Source organism: Candidatus Cloacimonadota bacterium (genome assembly GCA_011372345.1).
Lineage (GTDB): Bacteria > Cloacimonadota > Cloacimonadia > Cloacimonadales > TCS61 > DRTC01.
In genome coordinates, this window is record DRTC01000529.1 from 1 (window position 1) to 11093 (window position 11093).

At 35.8% G+C, this 11093-nt stretch carries 5 protein-coding genes and 1 tRNA gene; 1 reads left to right on the top strand and 5 read right to left on the bottom strand.

The window, feature by feature from the left end; all coding sequences use genetic code 11:
• Window positions 1–4235 (bottom strand): PAS domain S-box protein (locus ENL20_10070; protein ID HHE38902.1); only part of this gene is annotated, 4235 nt, incomplete at its 3' end.
• 265 nt (window positions 4236–4500) lie between these two features.
• On the opposite strand from ENL20_10070, the gene ENL20_10075 reads away from it, so the two are divergent.
• On the top strand, window positions 4501–6564 hold the full coding sequence (locus ENL20_10075) for a T9SS type A sorting domain-containing protein (GenBank protein ID HHE38903.1): 2064 nt from the start codon (window positions 4501–4503) through the stop codon (window positions 6562–6564).
• 156 nt (window positions 6565–6720) lie between these two features.
• Here ENL20_10075 and ENL20_10080 read toward each other — a convergent pair.
• From ENL20_10080 to ENL20_10095, 4 genes are all read right to left on the bottom strand, one after another.
• Window positions 6721–6793: transfer RNA gene (locus tag ENL20_10080), tRNA-Met, on the bottom strand.
• Between the two features lie 88 nt (window positions 6794–6881).
• On the bottom strand, window positions 6882–8621 hold the full coding sequence (rpoD, locus tag ENL20_10085; GenBank protein HHE38904.1) for an RNA polymerase sigma factor RpoD: 1740 nt from the start codon (window positions 8619–8621) through the stop codon (window positions 6882–6884).
• 9 nt (window positions 8622–8630) lie between these two features.
• Window positions 8631–10340 carry a DNA primase gene (locus tag ENL20_10090; protein HHE38905.1) on the bottom strand — a complete coding sequence of 570 codons (1710 nt, stop codon included), beginning with the start codon at window positions 10338–10340 and terminating at the stop codon, window positions 8631–8633.
• A gap of 104 nt (window positions 10341–10444) precedes the next feature.
• Complete coding sequence (locus ENL20_10095; GenBank protein HHE38906.1) at window positions 10445–11071, bottom strand: hypothetical protein; 627 nt, start codon at window positions 11069–11071, stop codon at window positions 10445–10447.
• Window positions 11072–11093: the final 22 nt, after the last annotated feature.

Genomic DNA, 11093 nt, shown 5'->3' on the forward strand with positions numbered 1-11093 from the left:
ATTTTGATCTCACCTTTTTCGTTTTTTGGGAAAGCATATTTTAGAGAATTTGAGACTAACTCGTTCAGGATCAGAGCAATCGGGATAGCTCGTGAAATATCGAAGGTGATATTTTGAATATCCGGCAATAACCTTATTTTTGAAGGATTTATATCGTATGAACCAAAGAGCATTCTCGACAAACTTTTAATATAATTCTCAAAATCGATATGAACAAAATCTTTTGTTTCATAAAGTTTCTGATGGATCAAAGCCATCGATCTTATCCTGTTTTCACTCTTCCTGAAAATTTCAAGTATTTTTTTGTCCTTAATATGATATTCCTGGAGTTTGAGCAAGCTGGAGATAACCTGCAGATTATTTTTCACTCGATGGTGGATTTCATTGAGCAGGATTTCTTTTTCATGTAGATCGTTTTTTATCCGTTCCGTAGTTTTTTTTCTTTCGGTAATATCTTCTGTTAGGATAACCACTCTTTGCACATTTCCTTTTTCATCTTGAATTGCATAAAAATATTGCGATATCCAGTCAGCTTTATTTTTTTTAGGATGAGAAAGTTTTAATTCCGGGATATAATACTCTCCACCTGTTTTATATACTTTATTAATATTATCCAGATGGTCAACGAGGTAAGAATCTTTATCATTAAAAGCCAGTTTTTTTCTTGGTTTATGATAATCGGAAATTTCATTGTTAGATAATCCCCAGAGTTTTTGCCAGGCTCTATTTGATAAAAGAAGTGTTCCGTTTTTATCTCTTACAGAAATACCGATGGGAGAATTTTCGATTACAGTTCTGTTTAATTGTTCACTTTCTTGTAAAGCTTCTTTTGCCTTTTTACGCGCGGTGATGTCACGGGCAATATAGAGCACACTGTTTTTGGTTTTTGGAGCTGCCCTGCCTTCAAACCAGATTGTTTTATCATTTATGAACAGAGGATATTCAATGTTGTTAATTTTATTTTCATTAAGACACTTACGAATAAATGCAAGAAATATGTCGGCTTCGGGTTTCGGGAATACTTCATGTAATGTTTTTCCAATTACTTTTTCCGAAGGTTTGAACATAAGTTCAGGTGATGTTGGGGCAATGTTGATATATCTCCCATCATAATCTATTTCAAACACAATATCTGTCATTGCATTGAAAAGTGTTCGCAAATTATTTTCGCTTTCCCGCAGCTTTTCTTCTGCCTTTTGACGCTGTTCCTCAACTTCCATATTGAACAGAGCATAAGCAATATCTCCGGCAACTTCATTAAATAGCGAAAGCTCTTCTTTATCTTCGATAAATCTCGAGGAAAAGGTAACATTAATAATACCATAAAACTTATCATCATATTTGAGACTTCTCGACATCACACTCCAACCTCGTGTTTTGTTTGCTTTGAACCTGGGACATTCTATACAGTCTGATTCGACATTCCGGAATAAAATAACATCTTCGGATTTAAGTGTTTTCGTAATGCAAGGGGGAATATAATTCTCTAAAAACTTCTCATCTAATTTGGGAAGTTTCACACTTAAGCCTTCTTCAACAAAATCAATGATCTTTTCCTTGTCATCGAAAAGAGCAATCCAGGCACTATGAAATTCTCTGGTTTCAATGAAATTTCTGCACGCTTTTTTGATCAGCAGATGACGGTCTTTTTCCTGCACGATCAGTTGATTTACATTGCGGATCGCACGCAGAACTGCATTCAAATGTTCGGCTCTTTCTTCTGCTTTTTTACGAGTAATTGCAACTGCAACCTGATCGGAGACAAATTCTAAAACAGACAGGTCTTTTTTCGAAAATACGGATTCTTCTTTATAACTGCGCACGACAATGCAACCGACGACCTTTTTTTCTATTTTCAGAGGAACACCTAACAATATTTTACTTCTTCTAACATAATCGGTTATTTTTCCTTCTCTAATCAATCTTTTGCGAAGTTCTTCAGTAAGAAATAATGATCGTGCATTTTTGATTATATAATTTGTAACTCCATTTTTTCTTAAATGATGAGGTAATTTTACATCGAACTTTTCATCGATAAAATAAGGAGAGATTATTTCACCGGTTTCTTCATTATAATTGGCAATATAAAAATTAGTCGTATCGATTATTTTCCCGAGTTCATGATGGATAATTTGATAAAGCTCATCCAGGTTTTTAGTAGTATTAACAGCTTTGGAAATTTGATAGAGAACAGCCTGGATCAGTTCTGCTCGCTTCTGTTCAGTAATATCCAAACCAACATTTATCGATCCTTGATCTTTATCCGGTACAAGATAATTATAAACATAATGATTTTCACCCTGATATAATATCGTATCGATAAATTCCACCATTTCGCCATTTAATGCTCTCTTAACATAGTCCATCACATGAGGATAAGCTTCGAAAACATTTACTCCCACAAGCTGATTTTCTTTGATATTCCATTTTTCTAATCCTGCTCCCATCGACCTGGTAAAGATTCCTTCATTATTAATATAAGTGACGGTTATAGGCAGACCCGAAAGAATAGTACTAAACATCTTATTCGTAAATTCCAATTCTTCCTTTGCTTGCTTGCGATCGATAGCGATCGCAACTTGATCTGAAACGAATTCCAGCAGGGACAGATCCTTTTCCGTATAAATCGATGCATCTTGATAACTCAAAACCGCTAATCCGCCGACTATCTTATCCTCGATTTTGAGAGGAACTCCCAACCATATTTTGCATTTCCAGTTATGCTTGACGATCTCACCTTTCCCGATCAATTTTTCCCGTAATTTTTCAGTTAAATACAAAGATTTCTTATTCCGGATCATATATTCCGTAAATCCGTTTTTTCTTAATTGAACAGGTGGTTTAACATCGAACTTTTCATCTACAAAATAAGGAGCAATTATTTCACCGGTTTCTTCATTATAATTGGCAATATAAAAATTAGATGCATCGATTATTTTCCCGAGCTCTCGATGGATAATCTGATAAAGTTCATCCAGGTTTTCAGTTGTATTAACAGCTTTGGAAATTTGATAGAGAACAGATTGGATTAGTTCTGCATGTTTACGCTCGGTAATGTCCTGGGTTGTACCGATCATCTTAACCGGTTTGCCGGTTTTATCAAAAACCACTTCTCCCAGTTCATGAACATATCTTTCCTCACCGTTAGCACGAATGATGCGATGGTCGATACTATAAGGTTTCTTTTCATATAAAGCTGCATTAACTGAATTTTTAACGAAATCTCGATCTTCGGGATGAACAGAATTTAAAAATGTTTTATATGAAATTCCTGATTTTTCGTATGGCAATCCATAGATTCGGAATATCTCTTCAGACCAGAAATCTATACTTTTTTCGATATCCCATTCCCAGCTTCCGAGGTGCGCTATTTGCTGTGCTTGGGCAAGATTAGCTTCGCTTTTTTGCAATTCTTGTTCTGCTTGTTTTCTTTCCGAAATATCTCTGGAAACACTGATGATGAAATTGCTTCCTGTTTCTTCATCAAAAGCAATCGTATTTCTGACTTCTGCCCAGATATAAGAACCATCTTTCTTCCTGAATCTAATCGTAAAAACCGGATTATTTTTGATAGCTTCAGGAGTTACCATCAATTTTGATAATCTTTCCGCATCTTTCGGATGATAGAATTCAAAAGGATTTTTCCCGATCAATTCGTCCGGTTCATATCCATGTTGTTTTATTGCAGGAGAAATATAAAGAAAAGTTCCGTCAAATGCATGCAGGGAAATGACATCAGTAGCATGATCAGCTAATAATCTATGTTTTTTCTCGCTTTCCCGCAATGCTTTTTCTACTAACTTGCGGTTGGTGATATCTCTGGTATGAACGATCACACCAGAAAAGTTATCTTCTTCATCGTAAAATGCTGTTGCTGTTCTCTCTATCGGAAAAAAAGAACCGTCTTTTCTTTTTAATTCCAATTCTAATTCGACTTTACCTTCTTTTTGTAAAATGGGAAATTTTTTTTTGAACAATTCTTTATATTCATCTCTGAAAAAATGTGTTATATGCTTTCCAATTATCTCTTCACAGCTATAACCAAGGAATTCACATTCTTTGGAATTGCAATCGATGATGATCCCTTTTGCATCCAGCAATGAAATTCCATCCGGTGCGTTTTCAAACAGGCTTCGATATTTTTCTTCGCTTTCCATAAAAACTTTTCCAATTTGTTTGGAGGGAAAAGTATTTTTGTGAGCTTGTTCCTTATCTGGTTTATCTTTTGTGCTCATAACGATTCCTTATATCATCAATAAAACTCAATAAATCTAAATCAAAATCTCAAATTATTTTTCATTTTTTACCCTGACCACTAAATTTATTTTGCAATTTATAAGTCAAATAATTTTTAATTTGTTTTGTGTTTGGAGTTTTGAAGTTTATTTCTTTAAATTCATTTCATACAAAAAATTCGATTTTAAAAATAAATAAATTGACTTATATAGAATCAATTTGAATTTCTGTTTTAGAAAAATAATTCAGGAGGGATGAAGGATCATGAAAAAGATTTTAATTTCAGTTGTTTTAATTTTATTAGTTTTAAACCTGTTTGGGTATATCCTGCATAAGAAAGCGATCAATACCAGAAGTAGTTTGGTTTATGAACATTCACGCGATGTTCCGGAATGGGAATTCATCGTTGATCCAACCAGTCTTATCACAACTTATTATGATTATATGCCGGGAAGTTATAACAGTCTTCCGGTACGGATTCAGCCTGCTGTGTCCGAACCTTACGGTTATCCGGCAGGAGGAGTTTATATCTTATATCATACGCAGGAAACATCGAGTATTGATAGAAGAGAGTATTACAGTTATGTCGATGACCAGGGAAATGTATTGGCATCAGCTCCGGTAAGCAATACTCCCATCTGGGAAGGTTACGGAGGAATAGACATAGATCCGGTTACAGCAGATCCTTTTGTTTCATACCATATAAATTTCGGAACTCTTGATGCTACCGCATTATTTTCCTATGATCTTTTTCACATGCTTGGAGCTTCCGGTTTGTGGAGAGAAACATATCCTGTGATCGTCAACAGCGAACTGGATACTCCCTACCCGGATGACAGCTTCTGCTGGCCCTACACTTTTATCGGACCTTCTCCTCTCGAAGATCATCGCAGAGTTTATATTTATGCAAACAACTATCAGGGACATGGAGCTGACGGTAATCCTTCTGAAAATGTTTTGATCGCAATTGCTGATTTTAATACTTCGGATATTGATAATCAATCTTCATTGGACTGGACTTATTCAACGATTCCTTTAATGGATGAATGGAATGGAGATCCCTGGATCAGACCTTTTAAAGCCTGTGCAGTTTCGGATGACGGCAAGATTGCTTTTATGGGATATAACACCGAAGATGAGATATTTGTCTTTTATAATGATAATTACGGAGAAGGAGAATACACATATTATTCACAGGATCTTCGTTTCTGGATCGATAATCCTATGAATCAGCAGGGAACGGAATATACTTTTGAGAATGATAATGGGAATCCTTACGATCTCTATTTCGGGATGATCCATGCAGGACATATGAATGCGATCTTTACCGATAATGATATGAAAATTAGAATTACCGGAGCACTCGGACTGCAAGGAGATGATCCTGATGGAGGAGATGGTGTTTACTGGCCCTATGCTATCTATCCGAAAGCATTTGAATTTGATATTGCTTCCCAGTCTTTCAGTTTTTATGATCTTGATTATACAGGTGCAGATCCGGATGATAATATTCCTATGATTCCCTGGGATATTAATGAAGACGGAGCAGTCGATGAATATGATGATGAGGGAAATGTTCTCTGGTACAGTGGATGGCCCATTTATTTTTATGATAATGATACCGCTTTTCATGAAAATGTATTTAAAATTGTAAAGAATGAGGAAAATGGCTGGCTGGCAGCAGTCTGGCATGACGGTTTGAAATCAAAACTTGCCAATGCTGGAGAAGAAGGATATGAGGATTGGATCGAAGTTCCGGAAATTGCAATTTCAGTCTCATCGGATAACGGAGGACACTGGAGTGAACCTATCTTTATGAACTCGCTCGATACTCCCGAACTTACAGATATGATACCGGTTTATGTTTATCCCGGAGATGTTATCGAAGATCTTGGTGATAATCACGGCAGGTTGCATCTCTTCTTTCTCGATGATTACAGTTACGGTTCTTCCATACATGGTTTTGGTTTGAATAACGGCGGGATGTTAAATTATGCAGCCATTGATATCGAATTCCCGGCAGTTTCGGTTGGAGATGGGGAAATTGATGATATTGAATTTACATTACATAATAATTATCCTAATCCTTTTCATGCCAAAACTACGATTTCTTTTTTCACCGCAGAGGACACGGAGGACGCAGAGATAATAATCTACAATATAAAAGGACAGAAAGTGAAACAATTATCAATCGAAAACCGTCAATCCCCGATTGAATGGAACGGGAAAGACGATCATGATCGAAATGTAGCTTCCGGAATTTATTTTTATAAATTGAAAGTTGGGAGACGGTCGCAGACGAAGAAGATGATCTTATTGAAGCGGTAAATCGAAAAAAACCTTCAAGGTTCAGAAAACCTTGAAGGTTTAAATTTATGGGCCCAAGAGGAATCGAACCTCTGTCCGGCAACTGCCGGATATGAGCCGGAAGCATGATTGGATAAAAAATCGACTCGTCGCTGAACTAACGAGTCGAAACATCAATGGGCCCAAGAGGAATCGAACCTCTGACCGTCCGGTTATGAGCCGGAAGCTCTACCAACTGAGCTATAGGCCCTACAATTTTTAAAGTTGTTAAAACAAATTTGCTGTTTTTACTGTCAAGAATTTCCTCTTTATACAAAGGAGATTGAGTAGGATTATTTTTATTTCACATTGAAATTTTCAATGAATTTCATTAGGACATTACTTCTGGTAGGATGACGAAGTTTTCGCAGAGCTTTATCTTCGATTTGCCGGATTCGTTCTCTGGTCACATTGAAAATATTTCCTACTTCTTCCAGAGTTCTGTGATAACCGTCATCTATTCCAAAACGAAGTCTGATCACTCTTTCTTCTCTAGATGTTAATGTCTGCAGGATTTCATCGACCTGTTTTTTCAGTAAAGTTCGTTCCGCCATTCTCTCCGGAGAAATTGTTCCTTTATCCTCGATAAAATCTCCCAACATACTGTCTTCATCATCGTGTCCGATAGGTTTATCGAGAGAAACAGGTTCTTTGGTGATAGCAAGAATGCTTTTAACTTTTTCAATCGGTAGATCAAGTTTATTGGAGATCTCTTCCGGATATGGTTCTCTTCCAAGTTCCTGCAATAGTTTCCTGCTTGCTCGTTTAACTTTATTGATCGATTCGATCATGTGCACCGGAATTCGGATCGTTCTTGCCTGGTCTGCGATCGCTCTGGTTATTGCCTGACGAATCCACCAGGTTGCATAAGTGCTGAATTTGAATCCTTTTCGATAATCGTATTTTTCCACAGCTCTCATCAAACCTGTATTCCCTTCCTGAATCAAATCCAGGAAATCGAGTCCGCGATTATTATACCGTTTGGCAATACTGACAACCAACCTGACATTTGCTTCGATCATATCATTCTTGGAACGCTCTTTCATCTTCTCACCGCGATTGATTTCCCCAAGGAGATAGATCATTTCACTGGCAGTCATTTTGGTTTCTAATTCAACTCTGCGGATTTTCCTGCGAGCATTTTTAATTTTTCTAAGTGTTTCAATAAAAACAGTCGGTTCAACATTTGTATCCTTGTGAACCTGTTTATATTCTTCTTCAGATTTGTTAGCTTTTCTGCCATAAGTGCAAATTTCATCGATGGAAAATCTGCGTATTCTGGAGAGTTGTTTGATCGTTTTCTGGCTGTCATTTATTCTATCGACCAGACTTCTGATCCGGTAAACCATTCTTTTCAAGAGTTTTTCATTATAGGTCAAGCGATTGAATATAGCATGAATTTTAACTCTTTTTTTATCCACTTCAATCTGTTCCAGGACATGTCCTGTATCATCATAATCACTGTTGTCGAGGATTTCTCCGATTTCTTCAAAAATTGTTCTGACTTCTTTGATGACAATGGAAAATTCGTTGATCAAGCGTGCTTCCTGGGATTTATCAACCCAGCTTCCGTATTCGATCTTGAAAATTTGATCGACTTTTACTCTTTTCTCATTATATCTGTGAAAAAAATTCTCCATTTCCCGCAAAGTACTTCCGGACATAAAAATGTATTTATTGATATAACGCTGACCGCTTTCGATCTTTTTGGCAATGCGAACTTCACCTTCTCTATCCAGTAAAGGAACTCTTCCCATTTCTTTGAGATACATTCTGACCGGATCGTCATAATACCTTTTGATCTTGAATTTTTTCGGTGCTTTACTCTTAACTGATACTTTTTTCTTGGTCACTCTTTTATGAGTTTCATCGATCAAAACAATTCCTGTATCTGTTAAGTGAGTAATTATTTCCTCGATCTTATCGAGGTAAATAGGACTGTTCGGTAAAATATTATTGATCTGATTAAAAGTCAGCAGGTCGTTGTTTTTCCTGCCAAGCTCGATCAATTTCGTCAAACATTCGTTATAACTAAGCATTAATTCTCCTTAATATAAGGTCTTTCTAACAACTTTTTTATTTATACCAAGAATCTTTTTTTTCAGTTTGTTTTTCTTTTGAGATAGTTCCTTGAAGTTTTTTCCTTCGAAAATTTTTTTATTTATTTTTTTTAGTTCATCCTGATATTTTCTTAATTTAACCGTTTTAATAACTTCTTCAATATCAACCTTTGGAACATCTTCCATAAGCAACTCAGAGAAAGTATTCCTGGTTATCTCATCCTCTATCAAATCCAGCAAGCCGGCAACCTGGTTAATGTTCTCAATATGCTCAGCAATTTGCTCAAAAATTTTTTCATATATTCCTGATAAAAAATAATCTGAATTCAGCTGTTCTGCAACTTTTTTATAATAAGATTTTTCATTTAAGATGATTTTGAGCAGATCACGCTCCTCCTGAAATCTGGAGATTTCAGTTTTTTCTTCTTTTTTTACTTTTTGAAAATACTTTTTTCTTCTCCTGGAAAGAATGGAATGTTCTGATATTTTAAAGGTTTCAGCTATCTCTTTGGCAAAAAGTTCCTGAGAAATTTCCTCGGTCATTTCGTTCAGAACATCGAACAAAAGATTCAGTTTTGTTTTCTGATCGAGGTTAAGATTTTTATCCTCAAAGATAAATAAAGGTAACTTTTTTGCGTTTTTGATCTTATTTTCGAGAGCTTCATTTCCATTTTTAAGCAGGAAACTATCTGGATCATCATCAATCGGCAGCTCGATTATTTTTGCGTTTGCTCCTTTTTTAAGCACATTGGAAGCTGCTCTGATCGCTGCTTTTCGACCGGCAATATCTCCATCATATAAAAGATAGAAATTATTTGTGTACCTGCTTAATAAATTTATCTGGGAATCGGTCAGGGAAGTTCCGAGAGAAGCAACGGAATTGGTGAATCCTTTTTCATAAAGACGGAGGAAATCCAAATAACCTTCGGAAATCAGGGCAAAATCTTTTTTGGAAATTTCGTAACGAGTTGAGAACAGACCGTATAATTCATTTCCTTTAATATAAATTTCAGTTGTGGGAGAATTTATATATTTTCCCCCGGATTGATCTTCCGCTAAAGTCCTTCCTCCGAAAGCAATGATTTTCCCGTTTACAGAATGGATCGGGAACATTAAACGGTTGCGGAAAATGTCATAAGTTCCTTTCTCATTTTCTCCAAATAAACCTGTTTTCATCAGGATCTGCTCATTGATATTATTTTTAAGAAGATAATTCTTCAATCCGGCAAAACTATCCAGAGCATAACCGATTTCAAATTTTTTGATGGTTTCCGAAGATAGATTCCGTTTGATCAAGTATTCTTTTGCATATTTTCCGAATTTCTCCAGGTTTTCCCTGAAATGATGATTTGTGAGAGTATAAATTTTATAGATCAGGTCTTTTCGAGTTTGTTTCTTTTTATCAACTTTTGTTTCCTTAAAAGTTATGCCTGCTCGATGGGCGAGTTTTTTCAAAGCTTCAAAAAAGGAAATTTTTTCATAATCCCGCACAAAAGTGATAACATTTCCGGATTTCCCGCAGCCGAAACATTTAAAAATCTGTTTTTTCTCACTCACTACAAAGGATGGAGTTTTCTCGTCATGGAACGGGCAACGGGCTTTATAATTGCTTCCTGCCCGTTTTAACGGAAAATAACTACCGATCACATCAACGATGTTGTTGTGTTCGAGAATACTGTCTATTTGAGATTGATCCATTTTCCTATTTCCTGTAGTTCATAACTTGTTCTGAATCCCTTTTTCATCAAGATATTCTTTTTAGGGGAAACGGAACAAGTTCCGAACTACAATTTGAGGTTAATTTAACACTCCAGTTTGATAACAGTTACTCCATCTCCTCCGGTTTCCGGTGGGGGAGTAAAAAAGCTATTTATTTTTCTGCTTTTTCTGAGATACTGTCTGATCTTTGAACGCAGAGCTCCGGTTCCTTTTCCATGCACGATTCGAACTAAATTCAATCCGCTCAAAAGGGCATTATCGATAAATTCTTCAATTAAAGGTAAAGCTTCGTCGAATGTACATCCCAGAACTTTTAATTCAAATTTTATCTCTTTCTCAGGGATTTTGATCTTCTTTCTAAACTCGCTTTTTTTTATTTTTGTTTTTTCAATTTGAAATAGATTTCTGGAATTAGTTGTATAAATGATATCATTAACTTCAACTTTAATACTATTATCTTTTATCTCGATGATCTCTCCGGAAGTTTCGATATCTTTTACCCAAACCTGTTGTCCAACTTGTGGTTCGAGTAAAGGTATTTTTTTTTCTTCAGTTAACAATTCGTCCTGTTTTCCGAATTCTCGGTTCAGTTTTATAACCTTGTTCAAAGAACTTTCATAAAGAGATTTTTTCTTCTTCTTTTCTTCTTTTTTGATAGCAGAAATTTCAGCATTCAGTTCTCTTTGCAGAGATGTTAAAAATTCTCTCATTTCCCTGATAGACTTCTTTTTC